This window comes from Vibrio sp. 10N.286.45.E10 (genome assembly GCF_002874195.2).
In the GTDB taxonomy this organism is placed as follows: Bacteria; Pseudomonadota; Gammaproteobacteria; order Enterobacterales; family Vibrionaceae; genus Vibrio; species Vibrio crassostreae.
Window position 1 is genome coordinate 446,643 of the sequence record NZ_MCWD02000002.1, and the last position, 26,118, is coordinate 472,760.

15 protein-coding genes are annotated in these 26,118 nt (G+C 43.8%); 12 read left to right on the plus strand and 3 right to left on the minus strand.

Annotated elements, in window-relative coordinates; genetic code table 11:
* Positions 1 to 649 precede the first annotated feature (649 nt).
* Together BCU34_RS15185 and BCU34_RS15190 are read right to left on the minus strand one after the other, a co-directional pair.
* Positions 650 to 4,243, minus strand: coding sequence for an RHS repeat domain-containing protein (locus tag BCU34_RS15185; RefSeq protein WP_240699918.1), 3,594 nt, complete (start codon positions 4,241 to 4,243; stop codon positions 650 to 652).
* 20 nt (positions 4,244 to 4,263) lie between these two features.
* Positions 4,264 to 11,280, minus strand: coding sequence for a LamG domain-containing protein (locus BCU34_RS15190; protein WP_133148523.1), 7,017 nt, complete (start codon positions 11,278 to 11,280; stop codon positions 4,264 to 4,266).
* Between the two features lie 263 nt (positions 11,281 to 11,543).
* Between BCU34_RS15190 and BCU34_RS15195 the strand changes: the two genes are divergently transcribed.
* Positions 11,544 to 11,867, plus strand: a complete 324-nt coding sequence (locus BCU34_RS15195; protein ID WP_102478899.1) for a DUF4144 domain-containing protein — start codon at positions 11,544 to 11,546, stop codon at positions 11,865 to 11,867.
* 108 nt (positions 11,868 to 11,975) lie between these two features.
* Here the strand turns inward: BCU34_RS15195 and BCU34_RS15200 are convergent, their stop codons facing one another.
* On the minus strand, positions 11,976 to 13,304 hold the full coding sequence (locus BCU34_RS15200; protein ID WP_004732879.1) for an anaerobic C4-dicarboxylate transporter: 1,329 nt from the start codon (positions 13,302 to 13,304) through the stop codon (positions 11,976 to 11,978).
* A 412-nt stretch (positions 13,305 to 13,716) separates the two neighbouring features.
* Between BCU34_RS15200 and BCU34_RS15205 the strand changes: the two genes are divergently transcribed.
* The 11 genes from BCU34_RS15205 (at position 13,717) to BCU34_RS15255 (ending at position 26,086) form a co-directional block, all read left to right on the plus strand.
* The gene (locus BCU34_RS15205; protein WP_102478900.1) at positions 13,717 to 14,376 is read left to right on the plus strand and encodes an HAD family hydrolase; all 660 of its coding nucleotides are present in this window, start codon (positions 13,717 to 13,719) and stop codon (positions 14,374 to 14,376) included.
* A 195-nt stretch (positions 14,377 to 14,571) separates the two neighbouring features.
* Positions 14,572 to 15,198, plus strand: coding sequence for an HD domain-containing protein (locus tag BCU34_RS15210; RefSeq protein ID WP_102478901.1), 627 nt, complete (start codon positions 14,572 to 14,574; stop codon positions 15,196 to 15,198).
* Between the two features lie 42 nt (positions 15,199 to 15,240).
* The gene (locus BCU34_RS15215; protein ID WP_102478902.1) at positions 15,241 to 15,738 is read left to right on the plus strand and encodes a GNAT family N-acetyltransferase; all 498 of its coding nucleotides are present in this window, start codon (positions 15,241 to 15,243) and stop codon (positions 15,736 to 15,738) included.
* Positions 15,739 to 15,835: 97 nt separating this feature from the next.
* Positions 15,836 to 16,522, plus strand: a complete 687-nt coding sequence (locus BCU34_RS15220) for a DNA-3-methyladenine glycosylase I (protein WP_102478903.1) — start codon at positions 15,836 to 15,838, stop codon at positions 16,520 to 16,522.
* Between the two features lie 194 nt (positions 16,523 to 16,716).
* The gene (locus BCU34_RS15225; protein WP_048658960.1) at positions 16,717 to 17,451 is read left to right on the plus strand and encodes a GntR family transcriptional regulator; all 735 of its coding nucleotides are present in this window, start codon (positions 16,717 to 16,719) and stop codon (positions 17,449 to 17,451) included.
* Positions 17,452 to 17,930: 479 nt separating this feature from the next.
* Positions 17,931 to 19,376 (plus strand): xanthine dehydrogenase small subunit, encoded by a 1,446-nt coding sequence (gene xdhA, locus BCU34_RS15230; RefSeq protein ID WP_102433431.1) that lies wholly within the window; start codon positions 17,931 to 17,933, stop codon positions 19,374 to 19,376.
* Entirely contained in the window at positions 19,369 to 21,759 is a 2,391-nt protein-coding gene (gene xdhB / locus BCU34_RS15235; protein ID WP_102478904.1) for a xanthine dehydrogenase molybdopterin binding subunit, read from the plus strand. The genes xdhA and xdhB overlap by 8 nt, the downstream gene beginning before the upstream one ends.
* A 48-nt stretch (positions 21,760 to 21,807) precedes the next feature.
* Positions 21,808 to 22,689, plus strand: coding sequence for a xanthine dehydrogenase accessory protein XdhC (xdhC, locus tag BCU34_RS15240; protein WP_102478905.1), 882 nt, complete (start codon positions 21,808 to 21,810; stop codon positions 22,687 to 22,689).
* Positions 22,690 to 22,748: 59 nt separating this feature from the next.
* Positions 22,749 to 24,083, plus strand: coding sequence for a guanine deaminase (guaD, locus tag BCU34_RS15245; protein WP_102433434.1), 1,335 nt, complete (start codon positions 22,749 to 22,751; stop codon positions 24,081 to 24,083).
* Positions 24,084 to 24,369: 286 nt separating this feature from the next.
* Positions 24,370 to 25,248: an AEC family transporter gene (locus tag BCU34_RS15250; protein WP_102478906.1), complete on the plus strand. Its 879-nt coding sequence runs from the start codon at positions 24,370 to 24,372 to the stop codon at positions 25,246 to 25,248.
* Positions 25,249 to 25,558: 310 nt separating this feature from the next.
* Positions 25,559 to 26,086, plus strand: coding sequence for a hypothetical protein (locus BCU34_RS15255; protein ID WP_102285549.1), 528 nt, complete (start codon positions 25,559 to 25,561; stop codon positions 26,084 to 26,086).
* Positions 26,087 to 26,118: the final 32 nt, after the last annotated feature.

Below are 26,118 nucleotides of genomic sequence, written 5' to 3' on the forward strand. Positions count from 1 at the left end.
CTTTTCTCAAAACGAATCGCGGTCAGTCTGTTCTCAGCATCATAGTCTGTGACAAATGGAATCTAATTTGGTAAAAGGCCTCGAATCAAATTCCCATCAGCATCGTAACCAAAAGCGTCGCTGTTGCCATCTCAAGAGGAAATTTGGTTAAGCATAGTACCAATTCGCCAATATAAAAGAGGCAAATACGAGCAATGCAGAGTACTTATTATACCTGTCATAAAAGGAAGCAAAAAAACCAAGTGCGCATACTAAAGATATTAGTAAACTACCTATTTCATCAACGATATAATCATTGTTATACCCCATCAATACTGTTAAGTGAAAAACAGAATTGACTAGACAAAAAATTCTAAATAACAACCACATATTGTTCATAAATAATAACCAAAAAAGACAGCAATGAAATAAGAAATGACCAGTTAATGGTTAGTCGCAACCTTTCCCTAATCAAAATCCCTTGTTCATTCAAAAACTCTTTTTTACTAAACAGCATTGTGAAGTCTCTAGGGCCAACTTTACCTTTGTCAGTTCTAAACATTTTTAAAATAAGTGGGGAAAGAAACAGTACAACTCCACATATAAAGGATGACAATGGAAAAACAAAGCGAAAAATTTCTAAAACACTCAACTTGTTGTTACTCCTATCTTAAAAAACAAATCCACCGTATACATTTACACTCCCTCCAACTGAAACATTCAAATCGTTGACTCCCATCGCATCTGTAGCAAGGTCTAGGTCAAATAAACTATTATCTTTCGATTCACTCACATCCAAACCATCCGACTCTGTTTTACCTCCTACACCGATTCCTCCGATTTTTACATCCCATTGCGCTCTTACTCCACCATATGGGCCGCATTTATCTCTATCATTATTACCATTTGGGTCAACACTTAACTTTCCTCCCATGCCAACACCTAGCTCTCCTTCAAACCATTGCTTTCCTGATTTAGGATCATACCCATAGGTAACCCCACCACCAACCCCACCTGGGTAGTAGCTAACCGTTACAGAAAATCTACCATCCGGATCCACATACCCTAACGGGTCACCATCCACATACGCATAGAGGTTAATCCCGCCTTGCTCTTGCAGTGGGTCGCGGTTTAGCCAGCGGCCCAAGTTTGGCATATAGAAGCGATAACCAAAATAAACTAATCCACTTTCAAAATCTGAACGTTTGGTCGACATACCAAACGGCTGTAGAGTGAAACCATCACCACTTACTTGCCCGTATGGCGAATAACCTCGTTGGCTGAGTCTTTCGCCTGCTTGGTCAAACACACCATAGACGTGACCGAGATGGTTAGTCATGTAATAGATATTTTGCTGGCTCTGCTGACGCATTAATAACCCAGCGACACCGCCTTTTCTATCTGGTCGCCATATATTGTTTGCTAATACGTTGTTCTCGCTGTCACGCTCTTGAAGCTCAATCAGGCCTAAGCGAACAAAGCGTTTCTCTAAGGTTTTAATATTGCTTTCAAAACGCTGATACACTCTTAGAAAATGATCGTGACCATACTCAAATCGTTCTTCAATCTGAGTGCCACTTTTCTCAAAACGAATCGCGGTCAGTCTGTTTTCAGCGTCATAGTCTGCTTCAAAAGGAGTCTCACCTGGCAATAAGCCTTGTACTAAGTTTCCATCAGCATCATAAACAAAAGCGCTGCTGTCGCCATCCCACGAGGAAATTTGGTTAAGCGAATTGTACGTGGCTTGTGTTTGTGGGCGCTCTAGAAGGAGCGGTTCGTTAGACTCTAATTGGGTGAGTTTACCTGCAACGTCAAAACCGAAAACAAACTTGCCGATTGTATTCACGCCTTTTCGGTATTCGAGCTTGGAGAGATCGCCAATATTGTCAAAGCTCAACACTTGCTTGATACCATTGGGGTAAGTTAAGTCAGCCGAAACATTATCAGGCGAATCATCGTAGGTGAGTTCAAAGACCTGTTCCAGTGCCGAAACTTGCTTTAGTCGACCCAGAGCGTCGTACTTGTACTCACCGTTGTTATCTCCATCCAACATCAATGAAGACAATCGATTCAACTTATCAAACCCAAGTTCAATGGTATCGTTGTCCCAAGGGCCATCAATGCTCTCAACTTTACCGTCCGAGAAATAAGAATATTGTGTCAGACCTTGGCCATCAGAGACTGATGCCAGCTCTCCCAACGAATTATATTGATAGGAAACTTCTGGTGTAGCGTCGCCATAACTTACACGAGTCAGTTGGTTATTTTCATTGTAATGAAAAGACTTTTTAACGCCTCGAGCATTAGTGGTGCTGTTGATATAACCTTGCTGGTAATCAATTTTTAGCGCGCTGCCATCTGCGTAACGCTTCGTTGTAAGCTGACCCACGGCGTTATATTCAAATTCTGTTTTATTTTGATTGGCGTCAATTAAAGCCGTAGTGCGTCCTGCAGCATCTCGTTTTAACCGTGTAACGCCCAACATAGGGTCAATAACCGCTACCAGTTGCTTTGCTGAATTATATTGATATTGGTAAGTTCGACCTCCCGGAAGGGTTTCGCTCTCTACAAGACGAGGACAACTCCCATAAACAATCTCAGTATCACGATTTCCCTCTCCGCTGACATGAGTGAGTTGGTTAATTCGGTCATAACGATACTGCGTGGCGTTACCATGTATATCAATAACTTGTGTTACGCGCCCTAGCTCATCATATTGATATGACGCCAGCGCCTTACCCTGACTAACAATCGAGTCGAGTCGCCCAGATGAATAACCAAAGTCGACAACGTTACCGTCAGCAGCCGTTACTTGTAATAACTGCCCTTGGTCGTTGTATTTATAGCGAGTTTTAACACCGTTTAAATTAGTAGCACCAATCAGTAAGTTATTTTGGCTGTATTCAAAACCCTTTTCGCCTGTCGGCGTGACAGCTTTAATTAAGTTTTGACGATCATCGTAAACATAGATCGTGCTGTTATTGAGCGTATCAGTAAACTCCACAACTTTACCAAACGAGTTATTGCGATACTTTACGGAATTACCATCTGAATAAACAGTTTTGGATAGATTACGATTTTGATCGTATTCGAAACGAGTCCATGTACCATCCGGTCTAGTAACCTGTTGAACACGAGAATAACCTTTGGAGAACCGCTGATAGTCATAGACAGTTTTAGGAACGTCGGGTTGGTCATTGTTAACATTAACATCCACGTAATTGATGTAGTGCTCTGGTGAGATGTACCACGCTTTGCCTGTTTCTGAGTTGTAGAAAAACTCCTCTTTATAACCCAGCGGATTTATCGCAGTCACTCGGCTACTCATTCCCATTGGGTCACCAGGTGCTGGATATTCATCTACCCGATTTGAATCAGCGTTGCCTAGCTCAACAATAAATTGGGTTTGTCCCTTAGCATCAGTGATTGACGAGATTATCCCCATCTCATCATAAGTGATATCTGCGGAGTACCCTTGCATGTCCTCAAGCGAGATTAATTCACCTTTCTGGTTATAGTTGAAGTGAGCTTGATACCCCGTCGGGCCTTTCACCGAGACAATTTGCTTGGCCTGGTTATAACTAAAAGTCAGAGATTGATCTAATGCGTTAGTCACACTCGTTAACTGGTCGTCTTGGTAAGCAAACTTAAGTGCGTTACCGCTTTGATCGACCGTGGAACTTAATCGGTAGTCGCCACTTTCCACGTGAGTGAACGTTTTGTAACTGCCGTCAACGTAAGTCGCCTTAATCACGCCATCTTCAACACTCAACCGAGGCAGCAAAGTCGCTTCTCCTGACAGAAGCGATTGTGAATTTAAAACATAGTTAGTACCAATTTGTTGGTATTCATCGACGCGTCCTGTTCCCGCAAACAGAACTAGCGAATTAGATTCATTCGGTTGGGTTATATAGTCACTGTAACTATGGGACCATCGAGAACCAACCGAATTATTTGTATTTTCTTTTCCAAGCGCATTGTAAGTTAATGTGAATTCAATATTAGGTCCATACGCCGAATCAAACCAGATTGGCGTATCTTGAACAACGAGGTTGAGATTATTGAAGTCAAAGTGCCATATTGGTGCTCCTCTCGGAGAATGGCAATCATCTCCTGATTCCCCCCCTTTTTGAGCTTGACCTTGACCTTGTTCGTATGAACTATTTGGCCCTAAAGGGCCTGTAGGTGGTTCAACAGCAGGCGCACACGACTGCAGTAACGCTAACAATACGATTGCAAGCGCGACAAAAATTGCCAAAAGCATCTAAGTTTCCTTAATCGGATTTATGGGTTTAACGGAGTTTCAATTAGAAGGCTTTCTGCCGAGAGTAACGCATCTAACTTATTGGTAGCTTTGTTCATTATCAAAGGACCCAATCTGAATTCGAAATCGTAGTGCATAGCAAGTGACGACTCAGGTCCACTCGACACCTTCGACCTACGATTTATTAATTCTTCATCCGTAAGCGCTCGGTTCCAGAGTTGCACGTTGTCAATCTGAGCATTTACAGGATAAGCCCCCCCAAATGTAATAGGCTCCGTACTCTGCCCGCTAAAACGAATATTCGATAAGGTCCCAACTAACTGACCATCAATATATGCTTGAGCGTTAGGGGCTTGGTATCGAAGAGTAAAGTGATACCATTGTTCACTATTTAAACTAGCACTATTATTTCGACTTTCATCACCAACGCCGTAACTCAAATCACCGTTTTTATTTAAACCAATGTAAAAACGATGTTTATTATTGTCATCAGAACCAACGTACTGTAACAGCCCCTTAAGTTGGTTAAACTTGATATCAAACATTAATGTTTTGTCTTCAGAATTAGGATAAATCCCCGTTACAACGTAGCTATTTTTGTTACCATCCAATTGCAGTACACCACTCGATATAGATATACCTTGCTCTCCTTGAGCCAACTTTACTGCTTTGTACCAATCAGTAAATGAATACCAATTGGTGATACCATCACTATTGCTATCTTTGTTGCCATCCCTAACACGCAAAGCGCTCCCTTCTTCAAGCTCAAACCCATCGAACATGCTATCCCCATCTATATCTGGATCGCATGCAGAGACAAGTATTTCTAATTCTTGTCGATCGGATAATCCATCGTGATCGGTATCGTTTGTTGTGGCATCAACACACATTTTCGCTTCAACGTAATCCGGGATAGTATCTAAGTCAGTGTCATTGACTTGATGACTTTCAAGCTCAATGTCATCGACCAACTTTAGGTCGAATTGATCATTGGCGTGATTTTTTACCCATTCTCCTTTCACCGACGAAAAGTCATAAGACGCGATTAAACCCTCGATATGCTCCTTAGGATGCAGCGCCATGAAGCGGTGGAGTTCTGGTTCAGACAAGGCTCTGTCCCATATCTGCACGTTATCAATAAGGCCAGTGTAAAAATCAGAAGCCATTCCCGACTTATTCAAAGCGCCCAACCAAAGTGCATGTTCGAAGGGAGCAGAAATCGTCGACCAAGAACGTATTGTTTCTTTTGTTAATTGTCCATTGAGGTATAGTTGAATATGATCATCATTTATGACTAACGCGATGTGGTTCCAATCATCCGTCGAGTATTCCGCCTCTCTAAAAGAATAACCACTCGATTTGTCTTCACCCCATGCGAACTTCTTCTGCGCATACTGAATTCCAACGTAATAATGCTGGTCGGCAGTTTCACTTACACCGGATAACTGTGATTCTTCACTGGTTGATTTAAACCAATACATTAAGGTTGAATCACCGTTTTCTGGGAAGAAAGACGTAATTGCATAACCTTTACTCGCCGACAAGGCGCCAAATTCGACCACTGTTTCAGGCAATTGCTCTGTTTGTATCTTTCGATATTCATCCCAGTTGGAAATACCGTTGCCATTGCTGTCAAAATTAGCATCAGTAATCAAGCCATCACTACCGTGAGAACGCTCAAAGTCATCCGTCAAGCCATCATTATCACTGTCAGGATCGCAAGGGTTAGTAATCAAAATGAATGGTTTGCCAACTGAGAGTTCATCACCATCATTAACGCCATCACCGTCGCTATCAGCCGTTAACCCATCAGTACAAAAAGCTAACTCTAATCGGTTTACAAGGCCATCGCCATCAGTATCTTCGTCTGTTGGCTCAGCAACTAAGTAAGCGCCTTGCGTTAATTTGAGATCGTATCGTCCTGTTGCTTTATTTTTCACCCAATCACCTTGGGAGTGAGTAAAGTCATACCATGCAGCAAGATTGCTATCCGAAGCTTTGGGCGCAGTAAACATATACTGGTAAATTTCAGTTGCGTTTAATGACCGCTCCCAAATACCAACATTATCAAGTAACCCCTTCATATGTTCTTTAGAGAAGCCTACATCATTAACGGCTCCAAGGTAGGTGGCCCACACATTCGGTAAGTCTGCGCGCGTTGGGTATTTTTCATCTACGAGTTGCCCGTTAAAGTATAATTTTGCTTTTCCTTGATTTGACAAGACGAGAGCTAAATGTGCCCATTCATCCGAATTAAGTTTTGCGGCAGTATATGATGTGCTGCGCTCGTCACCATATTTTACTTTATCGTATGAAAAACCAAGTTTATGTGTATCCATGTTCCCTGATCTTTGCTCTTTACTTGGCTGATACTTAACCCAAAACATCAACGTCATGTCATGCGACAACGAGAAGTGATTGGTAATTGCGTACCCATTGTTATCCGTTAACTGCAAAGAACGTGAGGACTCAATGATGTCGTCTTGTGACAACTGTTCAACTTGATGCTGGGCGTAAGCTTCCCAAAGGCTCAAATTGGGATGATTTACAGAACTTTTCCCTGCGTTACTCTGAAGCGGATCACTGTTTTGTTCTAACTCAAAATCATCCGGAATATTATCCCTATCACTGTCCCATAAACAGGGGTCTGTAATTGTTAAATATTGGGAATTGACCCCATATTCCTGACCATCCAATAGACCATCACCGTCTGTGTCAGCTTGGGTTTCATCTAAACAGCTTGCAAGTTCTAACTTGTCATCCAACCCATCCTTATCTAAATCAACAAAAGGGCGATCTGCTGAAATTTTGGCGCCATGAACGAGCTTCAGATCGTACAGATTAGTCACTTCATTCTTGACCCAACCATTTTTAGTGTCGTCAAAGCGATACAACCATTCTAGGGTACTGTCTGACTCAGGATTCGGCGACGTGATCATAAAACGGCGGACTTCTTCACGTGTGAGTTCACGTTGCCACTTCATGACGTTATCCAATTTGCCATTCATATGTCGCCTAGCTAATCCTTCAAAATTGGCCGCGCCTAAGAAAAAGGGATAAGCAATCGACGTTAGAGTGTTCTTACTTAGCAGTGCTTGTTGCCCATTGACATAAAGCGTTGTGAACTCACCACCAATAGTCAATGCTATATGATTCCACTGCTCATTAACTAAGTTATGGTCATAAGCTTGCTCACCATACTTCTTAGTCCTATACATAACACCGTACATACTTTGGCCCAACGCTAGTGATGAGCTACTGTTCACATCCGTCACACCAGAAAGTGATTGATCGTAAACAAAAAGTTTTTCATCGGGTTTGTACCAAAACATAATAGTGACTGGGTGAGATGCCGGGTAGTAACCTGTAATGGCGTACCCTTTTGAACCTTCGACGTCGAATACTCCCGGCACAGTTTGCTCGCTGGCAGATTGAAATGCATCACTGCGGTTTATATATTCAACATACCTATCCCAGTTTGGCTTATTAACTTCAGCATTAATAAGATGGCCATCGGCTAATGTAGGGTTCATACCATTGCTAATTTCAAACGCATCATCAATACCATCATTGTCAGTATCAGAGGAGCAAGGGTTAGTGGTGAACTTTTGGCCATTGATAAGAAAACCTTGATTGAGTTCGTCACCATCACTAAGGCCGTCACCATCACTGTCTAACACTTCAGGATCAGTACAATAAGTCGCTTCAAACTCGTCGCTTAACCCATCTCTGTCACTGTCGTTAGTTTGCTCAGATTCAATGATATGTGCACCCTTCACCAATTTCAGATCATATTTCCCATTTGCCCTATTTTTAACCCAAGCACCAAGATGATTTGAGAAGTCATACCAAGCGACAAGGTTTTCGTTAGTGCTATCAGGACGCTTACGCATGTAATTGATTATATCCTTTTGGTTAAGAGCCTTATTCCAAAGCTGAATATCATCAACTTGACCATTTTGATGTTTCACATCCAAGCCTTTGTAATTAACCGCGCCAAACCAAAGTGTATAAGAGGACTCAAAATTTTTATTTCGTTTATCAATAATTTGCTCTAATTGCCCGTTAACAAAAAACTTTTGGGTACTTTGAGAGATAACAATCGCCAAGTGGATCCATTGACCTGATTTGATCGTAATATCTGATTGAAGTTCTTGATAATTTGAACGAACTAGCGGTTTATCATTTCCACTAACACCCAGGTAACTGCCTTTATACATATCAGTTTGTACACCACTAAATTGATCTAAACCCTGCTTGCTTGGCTTAAACCAATACATCAATGTAGTTTCGTCGGCGTTCTTCTCTCGTTGAATATCAGAAATTGCATAACCTAAACTGTTCGACAGGTTCAACTCACCATCTAAGTGTTGCACTTTTTTGTCTTGATCTAATAGGCGACTCACACTCTCTTCGGCATAGGTTTCCCAGTTGGCAATCTCTTTATCATTTAATACGTCAAGGTCATGTTTTGTTGGATCCATACCATTATCTTGCTCAAACTTGTCATCAATACCATCGTTATCGGTATCACTAATACAAGGGTCTGTAGACTTTAAAGATGCCAAGGGTGTCAGTTCATTTTTATCTAAAATTCCATCCTCATCACTATCACTACTATATACGTCTAAGCATTTCCCTAATTCAAAAGCATCAGAAAGGCCATCGCCATCACTGTCTCGTTCTTTGTCTTCTGGTTTTAAGCGAGTAACATCGGTCAACTTGAGATCAAAGCGACCACTCACTTGATTCATTACCCAGTCACCACGCGATTTAGAAAAATCATAGGATGCAACAAGCCCTTGAGTGTTTACTTGAGGCGCTTCGGTCATGTAGCGACGAACCTGATGTTGCTCCAGGGTTTGATTCCAAATCTGCACGTTATCAAGAATGCCATTCATGAAATATTTCGGCTGACTCGAATCATTCAATGCTCCGATCCATATCGCGAGTATCTCTTTTCTATTAAACCAAGTTGGCACACGACTCGAGTAAGCTAAATTTCCATCAAGATATACTTGTGTGGTATAAGTGTTAGAATCCCAAACGAAAGCAAAATGATGCCAATTATCAATAGTAATATTTGGGTTGACTCTCCCAAGATAAGAAGAAGTATTAATAATTCCTTTTATGGTGTTATTGAAATCGATTCCTAATTTTGTTTGGTGCCCCCCTTTACCGTTAAATCCAGAATATTGTTCGGATTTGTCCTTAGGTTTAAACCAGTACATTAAGGAAAAGTCTTCTTTATTATTCGACAATCCAGAAATAGCATAAGTATTGCTGCCTGCTACATCGAAGTGCCTATCTTCTTCAATAACCTGAACCTCACTGTCTCTCTTTTCAACATAAGAAACATACTTCTGCCAATAACTGTTCTTTGAACCTAAATTACTTTTCAGCGCATCGTTCAGCGCTGGATTCATTGAGTGGAGATACTCAAAGCCATCTGCAATACCATCGTTGTCAGTGTCCGCATTGCATGGATTGGAAGTCACATCTAACGATGAACCAATACCTAGCTCTTCACCGTCAGGAATGCCATCCGCATCACTGTCTGAGTTATAACTATCACTACACAGAGCACTCTCGAATATATCAGGTATACCGTCACTATCTGAGTCGATATAGTTTTCTTCAAGCTTCAACTTCGCTCCAGCCACTAGCTTCAGGTCAAACTTATTCGTTACTCTATTTTTGACCCATTCGCCGCGGCTTTCATTAAAGTCGTAAAAACCAAGTAAGTTATTACTTGTCACTCTGTCAAGACTAAACATGCTTTTTTCGACATCTTGTTTTGATAGCGCTACATTCCAAACACTAAGATTATCGATCACCCCCTCAATACTTTCTGGTTGCCAAGCTCGCTTGTGATGACGAGCACCAATCCAAAGGGCATATTGGCTGGCTTCTTTAAATGCCAAAGATCTCATCGTGTGTTTTAATTGACCATTAATATATATTTCTGCCACAGAGTTTAAATAGACCAAAGCGACATGCGTCCAATCCTCATCCTCAATCTTCACTTTACTTAACGTGACAGCTTTATTTCCAACACCGAACGTGACACTATTTTCTTGATCAATACCGGCATAGAACCGACGACCACTATCATCGTCACTACCCATTGTCTGTTGTTCGTGACTTTCAGCGTGTTTAACCCAGTAAGTCATACTCATCGCTTCACTACCTGGAGCAAACCCAGAAATTGCATAACCATTGGTATTTCTTACATCTAACAATCTGCGTTCGGATATAACTTCCAGTTGCTGTTGCTCATGTTTCTTCGCAATCCAATCAACATAATGCGACCAGTTATCTCCTCGATAGCTATCAACCACCATAGGATCACTGCCAGCTTCAACTTCATACGCGTCTTCGATTCCATCAAAATCACTATCTTGTAAGCAAGGAAGTGAGGTCATAATTATTGATTCACCAAAACGCATTTCTTGACTATCTAAAAGGCCATCATTATCAGAATCGGGGGTTTGCGAAGACATGCATAGCTTGTCTTCGATGTGATCGGGCAATTGGTCTCGATCACTATCTAGTGCAGAAAAAGTATAAATTGGACTTTTGGAGTTAGCGCCTTTTCCATCATGCGCGACAACGTTCCAATATCTAGAATGGCTATCTGAAATATGAGAAAAATCCAACTTTAGTGAAGTAGCTGTGATACCAGTTTTAAATTGACGTAATTTTCCTGGTTCATCGCCAAACCAAAAATCGTAATAGGAAGCGCCTTTAATTGGTAACCAAGTAAAAGTAATGGATTGTGACAAGTTTTTTATCGAATAATTATCCGGAGCAGTCAGTGTGATAGGGTTAAGGTCTGAAGAAAACTCGCCTTTGCTTATACTTAGACGATTACCAAGAGCATCAACAGCATAATAGTTAAATTCATTATCGGCTTTTTCATTGATTAATTCTCCACGTAGATTGTATCTATATTCTACTTGACTTGCATTAATGTAGAAAAAACCAAGGAAGAGATATAGCATCAACGTCTTTAATGAGATATTAATAAAAGTCACGAATAAAACTCAGGTTAGAATAATCATTGTTAAATGCTATTTAAAAACCTCACAAAATCCCAATCAATTTAATTTATATAGTTATAACTGTTAATTATAATCGAATCATCAACGTTATATTTATCGAAAGTTAATTACAAATCAAACAACGAGCAGTAGTTTATTGTTCTTTCTATAGGATAAATCACTAATACCTGACTTAAGCTTCAAAAGTGTTTATAGTCCAGACATACATTTCAACACACATGATATTAGAGGCAGTAATGATCAGTTGGCCATCTTTGGTAAAACTCGACGGTGACGATGAGCTTATTTACGTCGCGTCAGAACAAGATTTTCAGGCTGAATGCTCAGACATGATCTTGGGCGATGATGATCACCTCATCGACTCAGAGGGAGACAGCTACTCGCTTAAATCGCACTCGAACCAACTGTCTCTAGCTAAACGAGCAGACCAATATTCGGTTGAAAGCGTGACCAAACTGATTCGAAACCACGAGTTTCAGAAAGCTGAAGTGTGCCTGATGAAGATCCACTTTCTGACGATAGAAGAAGCGATTCAGTCACTGGCTTTTGAGCAACGTTAATAGCTCTCCTTAAAGCTAATAAACTAAACCTGTTAAAACAAAAACAGCGCCAATTTAGGCGCTGTTTTTCGTTGTTGTCTTGGCTATTTCAAAAAAAGAGTTAATACATTAAGCGATAAAAATCTGAGCCAGTGCATAACCTAAGCAACATGCGCCGACCACACCAATTAAACCAACCGACATGAATGAGTGGTTGAAGTACCACTTACCAATCTTAGTGGTACCAGACACATCGAAGTTCACCGTAGCGATATCTGATGGATAGTTCGGGATGAAGAAGTAGCCGTACACTGCTGGCATCAAACCGATAAGCAGCGCTGGATCCAACCCTAAACCAAGGCCAACAGGCAACATCATTCGTGCAGTTGCAGCTTGCGAGTTCACCACAACCGATACGATGAATAGCGCCAGTGCGAACGTCCATGGGTAGTTGGTCACCATTTCCACGATGCCAGATTTAAACTGAGGCATTGCGTATTGGAAGTAAGTATCCGACATCCATGCGATACCAAAGATAGCAATCGCTGCCACCATACCCGATTTGAATACCACGCCGTTTGGCACATCTCGCGGGTCAGTTTTGGTTGCCAGCAAGATGATACCGCCGAAGCAGAGCATCATCATTTGAATGATCACCGACATCTTGATTGGCTTGTCGCCGTCTACGATGGTTCTGATCTCAGGCACCATCGCCACGATAACAATCACGACAATTGACAGTAGGAAAATCAAAACCGCATTACGAGCCGAAGTTGGCAGCACTTCATCCAAAGACGTCGCTGTGGTGCTTTCGATACGCTTTTTCCACTCAGGATCTTTTAGACGCGCTTGGTATTCAGGATCATCGTTCAGCTCTTTACCGCGTTTCAAGCTATACAGAGAAAGCAAAAGTGTGCCGAACAGCGTTGCAGGAACCGTCACCATCAGAATAGAAAGCAGAGTAATAGAATGTTGAATATCAGAAAGTTGCGCGAGGTAATACACCACAGCAGCCGAGATTGGAGATGCCGTAATCGCCAGTTGAGAGGCAACAGACGCCGCCGCCATCGGGCGCTCAGGACGAATACCATTCTTCAACGCAACATCGCCGATGATTGGCATGATGGAGTAAACCGCATGGCCAGTACCCAATAGGAAAGTCATCGAGTAAGTCACGAACGGTGCTATCAAGGTGACGCGTTTCGGGTTCTTTCTCAGCACCCTTTCCGCCACTTGCAGCATGTATTTTAAGCCACCAGCCGCTTCGAGTATCGAAGCACAAGTAACAACGGCGAGGATGATCAACATTACGGTGACAGGTGGAGACGTTGGTGGCATCTTGAAGACAAACACCTCGATTACCAAACCAATACCAGAAACAACACCTAAGCCAATACCGCCATACCGAGACCCGATATAAAGGACGACTAATAAAAATAGAAACTCAAAATACAACATAAGCAACCCTGCTAAAAATGTGGACTAATGTTATTTTCTCCCTAAGCTCAGCCATTTACTTATTGCTTGGTCACACTATGATTGCAGGCTCCCGTTAATTGTTTTTTATAAGATTACGGTCACGCTAACACGCCTGTAAGTTTATGAAATGTAATAAGAAGCCAGGCGCAAGACCTAGATTTGTTATGTGGGATAATCACAATTGTTTCTATTAGATCTATATGGCCTATAAAATATCAAGCTCATAACTGAACGATATTATTTCAGCGCAAATCAATCAGCCCCCAACTCACCTATAGGCACATTCCTTAAGCTAATTGGGCTCGTTCTTACTAAACACTGACTCGCCTATCCCTAGACACTGTGTCAAAATACTCGCCCTCACGACGACAACACATAAAGAACCACGTATATGAATTTTCAAGCTGCTATTTTTGATATGGATGGACTGCTGCTCGACACCGAGCGACTTTGTATGCAGGTATTTGAAGAAGCATGTCACGCGCAAGGTGTTCCGTTTTTGCAAGATGTTTACCTAGGCATCATTGGTTGTAATGCAAAAACCATCGAACAGATTTTTCGAAATGGTTACGGTCAAAACCTAGACTACCCAGCGCTGAATAACGAATGGCGAACCCGCTACAGTGCGATTGTTAAAAACCAAGCAATCCCGGTAAAAGATGGCGTAATTGAGTTGCTGGAGTGGCTAAAGTCGAATGACATTCCAATCGCGGTAGCAACCTCAACTCAACTAGATATCGCCAAGAAGAAGCTTGAGTTAGCAGGCCTAGATTCTTACTTCACTTCACTAAGCACAGGCTGCGAAGTGACTCACGGTAAGCCTCACCCAGAAATTTACTTGCTGGCGGCAGAACGCCTAGGTGTTGCGCCTGAAACTTGCTTGGCGTTTGAAGATTCAAACAACGGCATTCGCGCTTCTATGGCAGCCAACATGATCAGCTTCCAGATCCCTGATTTAGTAGAGCCATGTGACGAAGTAAAAGCGCTTGGTCACACCATCAGCCCTTCTCTGCATGATGTGCTAGCACAGCTTCAACAAGCTGCAGCTTAAGCTCTGACTGCCGTTGATAATGCTTTATCAACGTAGATAAGCCCCTCTATTAAGCCGACTCACAGAGTCGGTTTTTTTGTTGGTATTCCTTTTATAAAAGATAAAAACTCGCGCTTGAAACTGTTAAAGTCGATGTGAAATAAATGCTAGGTGATCAACAAGATTGCTAACGTCTACATATGGAGAAAGAGACGCGTGAAGGAAAAGTTTGAAGACCAACTGCTTGATTTTGCACAACGAGAAATGACACAAGATGCAGCGCACGACATTAGCCACATTAAGCGCGTCGTTAAAACCGCTAAGGCTTTATGGGTTCAAGAACAGGCTAAGCTTGAAATCGTTCTGCCTGCCGCTTATCTTCATGACTGCTTCACCTTCCCGAAGAACCACCCAGACAGAGCCAAAAGCTCGCAAATGGCAGCAGACAAGGCGATCTCTTTCCTTAAATCTATCGACTATCCTGCGTCCTATCTGGATGAAATCCATCATGCGATTGTCACGCACAGCTACAGCGCCAACATCACACCAGAAACTTTGGAAGCTCAAGTCGTCCAAGATGCTGATCGTCTCGATTCTCTTGGTGCGATTGGCATTGCTCGTTGCCTGTACGTGGGTCAGAGCTTTAATGCCGAACTCTATAACCATCAAGACCCGTTCGCTGAACATCGAGACTTGGACGACAAGCATTACAGCGTCGACCATTTCTACGTGAAGCTGTTTAAGCTCGCTGAAACCATGAATACAGAATCCGCCAAGTTAGAAGCCAACAAGCGCACTGACTATATGCGTGGCTTTCTTGAGCAGTTGAGTACGGAAGTTTAATGGTTTAGAAAAAGAGACACACCATAAGGAGGAGACAAGGATATGGAAATAAACCGCTTTAAAGCATCCGACGCCGACGAGATCGTCACTTGGTTCACATCCCTCGAAGACTACGTACTGTGGGGAGGACGAACCTTTGGTTGGCCGTTAGAAGCCTCTTCCATCATCGAACGTTCTCAAGAGCCCCATGTCGAGCTTTACACATTCTCCACGTCTAGCACTAACTCGAATACCAATGACTTGCTCGGTTTTATGGAGTTTCAACGCATGTCAGACAATGAACTTCGTTTCTGCCGAGTTGCTATTCACCCAAACCAACGAGGCAAAGGGTTAGGACAATCGATGCTTGAAACGGCCTTAAAGGCGGCGAAAGAAATACCGAATGTCACCACCATCACCTTGGCCGTATTCAAGCAAAACCACGGCGCAAAACGCTGCTACGACAAAGCGGGCTTTGAGGTGGTCGACAAAGAGCCAAGCGTTAAAGAATTTAATGGTAAAACATGGCCCTTGTATCAGATGGAATTAAAGATCTCTTAATTGGCTTTCATTTGATTTGAAGACAATGGCTTAAGCTCCTTTTCATATAGAAATTAATCCCCATATCATAAAGAATCGCTTTAGTTTGGAACCTCCAATGACCCAAGAAAAATTCGACACCATTTACCAACGTGCCGCTCACCGTAAAGGCGGGGCAGCTGAGCTAGAAAAGATTGTTCGTGCACCTCTTTCACAAGCCGAGTTATCACAAATCACCGACGACCGTTGGCTAGCCGCCTTTACCGAGAAGGTATTCCAGTGTGGGATTTCGTGGAATGTGGTGAGGAAGAAATGGCCGCAATTTGAAGAAGTGTTCTTTGAATTCGACATAGAAAAGATGCTAATGCTGCCGAATGAGATGTGGGAACAGAAAGCGCAAGACCCGCGTATTATTCGTCACCTTACTAAGGTGATGACTATCCCTGCCAATGCCACCATGATTCATAATGCCAAGCGTGAAGCCGATTCATTCTCACAAATGGTTGCCGACTGGCCATCAGAACGCATTACAGAACTTTGGGACTACCTGAAGAAACACGGTAAGCGATTAGGTGGTAACACCGGTGCTTACACCTTGCGCCAGATGGGTAAAGACACATTCATCTTATCATCGGACGTTGAAGCGCACCTGCGCAGCACAGATGTGGTTGATAGCGGTCGTAACACTAAGCGAGCACAAGTTGCGGCAAGTAAGGCTTTCAACGAGTGGCAGCAGCAATCAGGTCGCAGACTGAGCGAAATCAGCCAGATCGTGGCATACAGCTGCGGCGATAATCGCGTCTAGTTTTAGGGCTAATGACTTAAAGCTCTAGATTGCACACAGTTCCTTGCAAACTAAATGTTATAAGTCATTAACAAATAAGCGTGCATCGCACTTTCATCCGGTGGAATTGTATAGATAAATGTATACAATATAGGGTAATACTCATGAATTATTCTCAACCAACCCAACTCGACTAAACAAGGGTCCTTATCTCTATGACAGTTCTCAAAAACTCTGTCTCCAAAGGTGTAAAAACGAAAGTAACAGGCCAGACTCAAGACGATGTTGTTTACTGCCATATCTTCGATGCGATACTAGAACAAAGGCTGCCACCAGCCACCAAATTAAGCGAAGAAGCATTAGCAGAAATCTTTAGTGTTAGCCGTACTATTATTCGTCGTGCCTTGCTGCGCCTATCTTTAGAACAAGTTGTGGTGATCCGTCCTAACCGAGGTGCCGTGATTGCAGCACCCACAGTAGACGAAGCCAAACAGATATTTAAAGCACGCGAAGTGATGGAAATTGCTATCACAGAGCTAGCGGTTAAAAACGCGACCAAAGCTCAAATCGAAGAGTGTAGAAAACTGGTCGCGAAAGAGAACTGCGCCTTCGACCAAGGTGACTATGGTTCTGGCTTACGTTTGTCTGGTGAGTTCCACATCAAACTGGCTGAAATGGCTGAGAACGCGCCACTGCTGGCTTTTCAACGCAGCTTGGTATCGCAAACTTCTCTGCTTATTGCCCAGTACGAAACCGGCAGCCACTCAAACTGCTCTCTCGATGAGCATGAAGGATTGCTTGATGCGATAGAGTCTGGAGATGAAGAGCAAGCCGTTGACCTAATGCGAGAGCATTTAAGCCACATTCGCTCTAAGCTAAACCTAGACAGCAGCACTGCATCGAGCGACCTGCATGTTGTGTTCTCAGATCTGCTTAAGAACAAATCATAATCGCTTCTATAAGCTATTAATGACTAACTGCTAATAGTTTCTTGTTGGCAACTATCAGTTAACAACTTTTTGTTAACAAGACGGGAGAGAAGTAAGCCTCTGCGATTACTTCTCTTTTTTATACCCTCCCTATAATGATAGACGCGAAGATCGACTCATTTCACCTCAAAATACTCTCGTTTCTGAGCAGAATAGTGTTCTTAGCCTCTATAACATTTACTCCCTAATGCAAAAATTATTGTCTTTATTTTGTATACATAGCCATTAATTCATTCACACCACAAAACTCAACACTTCCAATTTAAATCCCAATAAAACAAACAACTACATCCAAAATTAAATTGTACACAATCCACCAAAGCGCAACGTTGTTGCATTTTTGTAAATAAATAGTTGACCACAGGGTCAGGATGGATAATTATTGACCTAGAAGTCAAAAAGAATACACATGGAACAATGTCGATTTACAAGGAGGTCTCTTGATTACTTTTTTGCTCAATCAGGAAATAAGACGTGAAGACAATCTGTCACCTAACATGACAGTGCTCAACTACCTTCGTACCAAGGTTAATAAAACCGGTACCAAAGAAGGTTGTGGGTCAGGTGACTGTGGCGCATGTACCGTCGTTCTCGGTGAAGTAGTTAATGGACAACTGCAATACCGTTCGGTGAACTCTTGCCTTACATTTGTGTCAGCGTTACACGGTAAGCAGCTGATCACAGTAGAAGATCTGCAAAACCGAGATAAGTCATTACACCCGGTACAGAAAGCGGTCGTCGATTTTCACGGTTCACAGTGTGGTTACTGCACGCCGGGCTTCATCATGTCGATGTTTGCCCTAGGCAAGAACAAACCCGATGCGAGCAAAGAAGACGTCATGGAATCACTGGCGGGTAACCTATGTCGTTGTACAGGCTACCGACCAATCGTTGATGCCGCGATGTCGCTTTCAACAGACCAACCTTTGATCGACCAATTTGCTGAGCTTGAACGCAACACCATCAAGAAGCTAGAAGGTATTCAAGACACCGAGGCCAACTTACGCCTTGGTCACCTCACCGCTTTTTCCCCGAAAAGCACTGACGAGTTGGCCAAGCTTTTTCAAGCGCATCCGAACGCGAAGCTGGTTGCTGGCGGCACGGATTTAGCACTGGAAGTGACACAATTCCATCGCGAGATTGAAACACTGATCAGCGTAAACCTTGTTGAAGACATGAAGGTATGCGAAGAGACCGACACCGATTTAATCATTGGTGCCAACCTACCTATCAGCGATTCTTACTCACTACTGAAAAAACACTACCCAGATTTTGGGGAACTATTGCACCGCTTTGCTTCACTTCAAGTTCGTAACCAAGGCACCATCGGTGGCAATGTTGCCAACGCTTCACCTATCGGTGATACCCCTCCTCTACTGATTGCCCTGAACGCGAAGATCAAACTTCGTTGTGGTGATGAGTCACGCACCATGCCGATTGAAGATTACTTCATCAGCTACAAAGTGACAGCGCAAAAAGAGAGTGAGTTCATTGAACAGATCATCATTCCTAAGCCAACCAACGACAGCTTCCGAGCTTACAAACTGTCTAAACGTTTAGACGATGATATCTCTGCAGTGTGTGGTGCGTTTGATATTCAAATCGAAGATGGCAAGGTTTCTTACGCTCGTATCGCTTTCGGTGGTATGGCTGCAACACCTAAGCGCGCGGCGCGTTGTGAAAATACGTTATTAGGCAAACCGTGGACAGACGCTAATATTAAGTTAGCAATGCAGGAACTGTATAACGACTTTGAGCCGCTATCTGATTTCCGTGCAAGCCAAGAATATCGTTCATTGTCGGCAGCAAATATGTTGCGTCGTTACTTCATTGAACAACAGAACAAAAACAACCAAATCGAAACAAGGGTAACGTCTTATGTCTAAATCACACGAGCATGCGATGACCCACGAAGAGATGGTTACCATTGCAAAACAAGACCTAAAAACTGGCGTAGGCAAAAGCGTTAAACACGACAGTGCAGCCAAGCAAGTCACGGGCGAAGCGGTATACATTGATGACCGCCTTGAGTTCCCCAATCAGCTGCACGTCTACGCACGCCTGAGCACTCAAGCACACGCCAACATCACCAAGATAGATTTATCACCGTGTTACGAATTTGAAGGCGTGGCGATTGCCATTCAAGCCAAAGACGTACCGGGTGAACTGGATATCGGCGCAATTCTTCCGGGTGACCCACTGCTTGCCGACGGCAAAGTAGAATATTACGGCCAACCGGTGATTGCTGTGGCAGCTAACGATCTAGAAACCGCACGCAAAGCCGCACACGCAGCGATTCTTGAATACGAAGAGCTACCTGCCATTCTTGATGTAAAAGAAGCGCTGGTAAAAGAGCACTTCGTGACAGAGAGCCACACTCAACAGCGTGGTGACTCGAAAGCCGCACTGGCAAAAGCAAAACACGTGATCTCTGGCGACCTAGAGATTGGCGGTCAAGAGCACTTCTACCTAGAAACTCAAATCAGTAGCGTAATGCCAACCGAAGATGGTGGCATGATCGTCTATACCTCGACCCAAAATCCGACCGAAGTTCAAAAGCTGGTTGCGGAAGTGATTGGCGTACCGATGCACAAAGTCGTGATTGATATGCGTCGTATGGGTGGTGGTTTCGGTGGTAAAGAGACTCAAGCAGCCTCTCCAGCGTGTATGGCTGCGGTTATTGCTCACCTCACTGGTCGCCCAACCAAAATGCGTTTGCTGCGCAGTGAAGACATGCAGCAAACCGGTAAACGTCACCCGTTCTACAACCAATACACAGTTGGTTTTGACGACAATGGTGTGATTCAAGGTGCCGACATTACCGTTGCAGGTAACTGTGGTTACTCACCAGACTTATCAAGCTCAATCGTAGACCGCGCGATGTTCCACTCAGACAACGCCTATTATCTAGGTGATGCAACTGTGGTCGGTCACCGATGCAAAACCAACACAGCATCGAATACCGCTTATCGTGGCTTTGGTGGCCCGCAAGGCATGATGACTATTGAACACATCATGGACGAGATTGCGCGTTACCTGAAAAAAGATCCTTTGGAAGTACGTAAGGCAAACTACTACGGCGAAGAAGGCCGTAACGTGACCCATTACTACCAAACCGTTGAAGACAACTTTTTACCTGAGATAACCGAACAGCTTGAGCGCAGCAGTGACTATCACGCACGTCGTAAAGACATTGCTGAGTTCAACAAGCAAAGCCCTATCTTGAAGAAGGGCCTAGCAATCACACCAGTGAAATTCGGCATCTCGTTTACTGCGACTTTCTTGAACCAAGCAGGTGCGCTCATCCATATCTACACCGATGGCAGTATTCATTTGAATCACGGTGGTACGGAAATGGGGCAAGGCTTGAACATCAAAGTTGCACAAATCGTTGCACAGGAGTTCCAAGTCGATGTCGAACGTATCCAGATCACCGCTACAAACACAGACAAAGTTCCGAACACATCACCAACCGCAGCCTCATCGGGCACCGACCTCAACGGTAAGGCCGCGCAAAACGCCGCAATGACCATTAAGCAGCGCCTGATCGACTTCGCTTCTTCGCACTTCAAAGTGTGGCCTGAAGAGGTGGTATTTAAGAACGGCATGGTGCAGATCCGCGATGAGATCATGACCTTCAACTCATTTGTTGAACTGGCTTGGTTTAACCAAATCTCGCTATCGAGCACTGGTTTCTACCGCACTCCGAAGATCTATTACGATCACGAGAAAGCGCGCGGTCGCCCATTCTACTACTACGCATACGGAGCATCTTGTTCAGAGGTTATCATCGATACTCTAACCGGCGAAAACAAGATTCTGCGTGTCGATATTCTGCATGACGTGGGCGCTTCATTGAACCCTGCGATTGATATTGGCCAAGTCGAAGGTGGCTTTGTGCAAGGTGTAGGTTGGTTAACCACGGAAGAGTTGGTTTGGAACCAGCAAGGCCGCTTAATGACCAATGGCCCAGCGAGTTACAAGATCCCTGCGATTGCTGATATGCCAATTGATTTCAGAACGCACCTTTTAGAAAACCGTAACAACCCAGAAGACACCGTCTTCAACTCAAAAGCCGTGGGTGAACCGCCTTTCATGTTGGGTATGTCGGTATGGAGCGCACTAAAAGACGCCATTAGCTATGTCGCCATCGATGGCGCGATTCCTAAGCTCAACACACCTGCAACGCCAGAACGTATTCTGATGGCGATTCAGGAAGTCACTGAAACGGCTCCGACTTCAGTCGATGCTCAATCAGAAACGGCTTAATAAGGCTCATGATAGCTTGGGAAGTATAGAAGGGATTTAGGAGGACGTATGTTTAAGGATAATTGGATTCACGAACTGGCAAAACTGGAAGAGAATTACGAACCGTGTGTGATGGTGACGGTTCTTGAAGACAGAGGTTCCGTTCCACGCGATGCGGGCACCAAAATGCTTGTCACTCGTGACCGAATCATCGCTACGATTGGTGGTGGTCACCTTGAACATGTGGCCACCAAAATGGCGCGTGAAATGCTGATTGCCAGCGAGAAATCACTCAAAGTAGAACGCTTCAACCTAGGCGCTCGTTTAGGCCAATGTTGTGGCGGAATGGCAACGTTAAGCTTTGAACCGATTGGCACTCAGCAGAACCACCTTGTGTTGTTCGGCGCAGGCCACGTTGCCAAAGCGCTACTACACATTGTCGCAACCCTGCCCTTCCGCGTGACCTGGATTGATGAACGCGAAGAAGTATTCCCTGAAGCGCTGCCACACGGTGTGAAAAAGCTTGTCTCAGACGATCCAGTCGGTGAAGTGAAACACATGCCACCGAACAGCTATTACCTAGTGATGACCCACAACCACCAGCTCGATTTTGACCTAACCAAAGCGATTATCGACCGTGAAGACAGCCGTTACTTTGGCATGATCGGCTCGCTTACTAAGCGTAAGAAATTCGACTTCCGCTTAGAACAGCGTGGCTATAGCCAAGAGCAAATTGAAACCATGATTTGCCCGATTGGCATTAGCGCCGTGAATGGCAAACATCCTGCCGAAATTGCGGTATCGGTTGCGGGTGAACTGATCGCACACTATCAAGGCCAAGCGCTTGAACAAAAGCGCCCAACCAAACAATATCGAAATCAGGATTTGACCGATCAACACAGTCAACTAAGCGATGTAGGCGAACCACCATTGGAAGAGAAGATCGCCTAATACAAGTCGCAAAGCTTCAGTGGCCATCACGTCGCTGAAGTCATTAAAAGGAAGTAAACATGACAACGCAACGCAAAGCTTATCGCGCCAGTATTTTACACAGCGTCGCCGACCCAAAAGACGTCGGTATCGATGAGTCTTACGACTATTTTGAAGACGGTGTTTTAGTGGTTGAGAACGGCCACATCGTCGATTTAGGCCATGCCGATGACGTATTGGCTCGCCAGCCTAAAACACTCGAAGTAAAAGAATACAAAGATAAGCTGATCACCTCTGGCTTTATTGATACGCACATCCACTACCCTCAAACAGGGATGATCGCGTCTTACGGTGAGCAGCTACTTGATTGGTTAGAGAACTACACCTTCCCAGAAGAGAAACGCTTCAAAAACCCAGTTTATGCACACAAAGTGGCGAAGCTATTCCTAGACGAACTAGCAAGCAACGGCACCACCACAGCACTCGTGTTCGGCACCGTGCACAAAGAGTCGGTTAACGTTTTCTTTGAAGAAGCTGAGAAGCGCAACCTACGTATGATCGCAGGTAAGGTTTTAATGGATCGCAACGCGCCAGACTACCTCACCGACACTCCAGAATCTGGCTACGCTGATTCCAAAGAACTGATTGAGAAGTGGCACAACCGCAGCCGTTTGCTTTACGCGGTGACACCTCGTTTTGCGCCAACCAGCACACCAGAGCAATTGGCGACCGTTGGTAAACTTCTAGAAGAATACCCTGACGTATACATGCACACGCACCTTTCTGAAAACGAGAAAGAGATTGAATGGGTAAAAGAACTGTTCCCTGAACGCGACAGCTATTTGGATGTATATGACCACTATGGTCTACTGCACAAACGCTCCGTATTCGCCCATGGTATTCACCTGTCTGACTGCGAATGTAAGCGTCTAGCGGATACCGAATCTGCCATCGCTTTCTGTCCGACCTCTAACCTGTTCTTAGGCTCAGGTTTATTCCGATTACCCGAAATGGAAGAGCACGGCATTCGTGTTGGTATGGGTACCGATGTAGGCGCAGGCACTAGCTTCTCGATTCTGCAAACCATGAGTGAAGCCTACAAGATCATGCAACTACAACATAAGAAGTTGCACCCAGCCAAATCACTGTTCTTAGCCACATTAGGTGGTGCACGTTCACTGCATTTAGAAGACAAGATTGGTAACTTGGAAGTCGGTAAAGAAGCGGATTTCGTGGTGCTCGACTTACACGCCACGCAACTGATGCGCTTTAGAATGGAACAAGCCACAAAGCTCGAAGAGAAACTGTTCGTGCTAATGAGTTTGGGTGACGACAGAACCGTCAGCGAGACTTACATCTACGGAGAAAAAGCCTACGATGTGAACTTCAAAGATTACCAAAAGCTCGTTAGCTAGACTTAAAACCGAGTAACAATCGCTAGACAGCGGCAGCCGTCGTAATTAAAAATCCGTCCAGATTTATCTAGCCTTGAAAGACCAGTTGCTGATGCCACTGGTCTTTTTTGTGCTTCATTCAAAGAAATATAAATTAACCGCTCACAGACAACGATCTTCGGTGACGCCAAGTCATTATATTGATAGGTTAATGTTTATACATTTCGACTTCATACTTCACTTTAGCATCTCTCTCAAACATTCGTTTCTCAGCTAAATGGAAGCACCTAATCTAGAAAGGAATTCTATGTTCGAACAGGTCGTCAGCATTCTGTTTCCCGTTTTTGCTCTAGCCAGTGCTGGCTTTGCTGTCGGTCGTTGGCTCAAACCCGATTTCAAACCGATCAATCGCATCAACATGGATGTTTGTATCCCTGCTTTGGTGTTTGCCTCGCTGACCACCATGCCTCTCGACACTGAACAACTGCCACTCATCTCTGCGTCTTTGGTTGCGGTGTTAGTGCCAGCTTTATTAATGATTCCGATCTGTAAGATCTTTAAGCTCAACTTCAAAGCTTGGGCTCCGCCACACATGTTTCGCAATAGCGGCAACCTTGCGATCCCCCTATTCACGTATACCTTTGGCGAAAGTGCATTAGCCCCAGCGGTACTGCTGTTTGTGGTGTCGGCGTGTGTTCATATCAGTGTAGGCTTGGCGTTACTAAGCGAAGGCAACCCAATCAAACAGATCTTCAAGATGCCGATATTCTTGGCTGCTTTATTAGCAATGACACTGAATTTGTCCGGCATTGCAGTGTGGAATCCAATCTATGAAGCCACTTCGCTACTCGGGCAAGCAGCCGTGCCTATCATGCTGCTATCGCTAGGTTCGCAAATGGTCAACTTAAGGCTAAGCGGATTAAAAGTCGGCTTGTTGTGCACCGCTCAATCACTGTTTACTGGCGCCATCGCCTTTACCATCATCTACTTCTTTATTCCGCTGCCAACGCTGCACCTGCAAATGATGGTGCTATTCACCATGCTGCCACCCGCAGTGATGAATTACCTGTTTGCAGAACGCTTCAATGTAGAGCCCCCCAAGGTCGCGTCTATGGTGTTGTTCGGTAACTTCTTAAGTGTGGTAACGCTGCCGATATTGCTGTCTTTTGCCCTGTCGATGCCCTAAAAATTACTGCAAGTCCGCTGTACGACAGGCACACAAGATAAAAACATAAAGTTCCCACCCTAAGAATAAATATCATTGTTGATGTTTACGTTAATGTTTAATAAACGCACAAAATAGAAACTCAATACAAAATAAGTTTGATATCACTCTTTCCCTCACCCCCCCTTTCTGAACAAAAACACAAAAATGAACAACAAAATATTTTATTTATTTTGACTTTGTTCTCCTCGAGCTTCATCTTCCTCAAGTTACCTAGTTAATAAAATACCATCCGATTTTCGCCCCGCTAGCATTACCTTTTATAAGTCATATGAAAATTAAAAATTTAATACCTCTACTGCTATGTACCTTCTCTCACCAAGCATTGTCTGCTGCAAATTTCACTACAGATTTTGTAGAGCTTGGGATTCAAACAAAGCCAAATGGTATTAGTTTGGAAGGGGGACGAGATATCAATGACAGCCTGGCGCTTCTGGGTGGAGTAAGCTCAAATGCCGATCTCGATGAAGACAACTATGACGTCTATATCGGCCCTCAAGTTTACGGTCCTATCAACCAAGCCATCGATCTCAATACTCAATTATTTCTTCACTACAACAAAGGCTCTTACGCTCCAGGGAAAAGCAAAGCCTTTATTGAATTCAACGCAGGGCTTCGAGCCTGGATTACCCAACGAGTAGAGGCAAATGTCATGGTCGGTGCAAATGGAGAGCATTCGATCTTTACGTTTGGCGCGAGATTTCATGCAACGGATAAAGCCGCGTTCTCGATATCTTCTAAGAACAACGGGATTTATGGGCCTCAACTACAACTTGGGGTTAGATACAATTTTAGTTAACTGACTGTAAGTAAATGTTCTTAAAAGCAAAG

Excerpts from the sequence above, each read along its gene's own strand:
- BCU34_RS15185 (WP_240699918.1), bottom strand. The coding sequence starts at position 4,243 with ATGCTTTTGGCAATTTTTGTCGCGCTTGCAATCGTATTGTTAGCGTTA.
- BCU34_RS15195 (WP_102478899.1), top strand. The coding sequence starts at position 11,544 with ATGATCAGTTGGCCATCTTTGGTAAAACTCGACGGTGACGATGAGCTT.
- BCU34_RS15200 (WP_004732879.1), bottom strand. The coding sequence starts at position 13,304 with ATGTTGTATTTTGAGTTTCTATTTTTATTAGTCGTCCTTTATATCGGG.
- BCU34_RS15205 (WP_102478900.1), top strand. The coding sequence starts at position 13,717 with ATGAATTTTCAAGCTGCTATTTTTGATATGGATGGACTGCTGCTCGAC.
- BCU34_RS15215 (WP_102478902.1), top strand. The coding sequence starts at position 15,241 with ATGGAAATAAACCGCTTTAAAGCATCCGACGCCGACGAGATCGTCACT.
- BCU34_RS15220 (WP_102478903.1), top strand. The coding sequence starts at position 15,836 with ATGACCCAAGAAAAATTCGACACCATTTACCAACGTGCCGCTCACCGT.
- BCU34_RS15225 (WP_048658960.1), top strand. The coding sequence starts at position 16,717 with ATGACAGTTCTCAAAAACTCTGTCTCCAAAGGTGTAAAAACGAAAGTA.
- xdhB (WP_102478904.1), top strand. The coding sequence starts at position 19,369 with ATGTCTAAATCACACGAGCATGCGATGACCCACGAAGAGATGGTTACC.
- xdhC (WP_102478905.1), top strand. The coding sequence starts at position 21,808 with ATGTTTAAGGATAATTGGATTCACGAACTGGCAAAACTGGAAGAGAAT.
- guaD (WP_102433434.1), top strand. The coding sequence starts at position 22,749 with ATGACAACGCAACGCAAAGCTTATCGCGCCAGTATTTTACACAGCGTC.
- BCU34_RS15250 (WP_102478906.1), top strand. The coding sequence starts at position 24,370 with ATGTTCGAACAGGTCGTCAGCATTCTGTTTCCCGTTTTTGCTCTAGCC.
- BCU34_RS15255 (WP_102285549.1), top strand. The coding sequence starts at position 25,559 with ATGAAAATTAAAAATTTAATACCTCTACTGCTATGTACCTTCTCTCAC.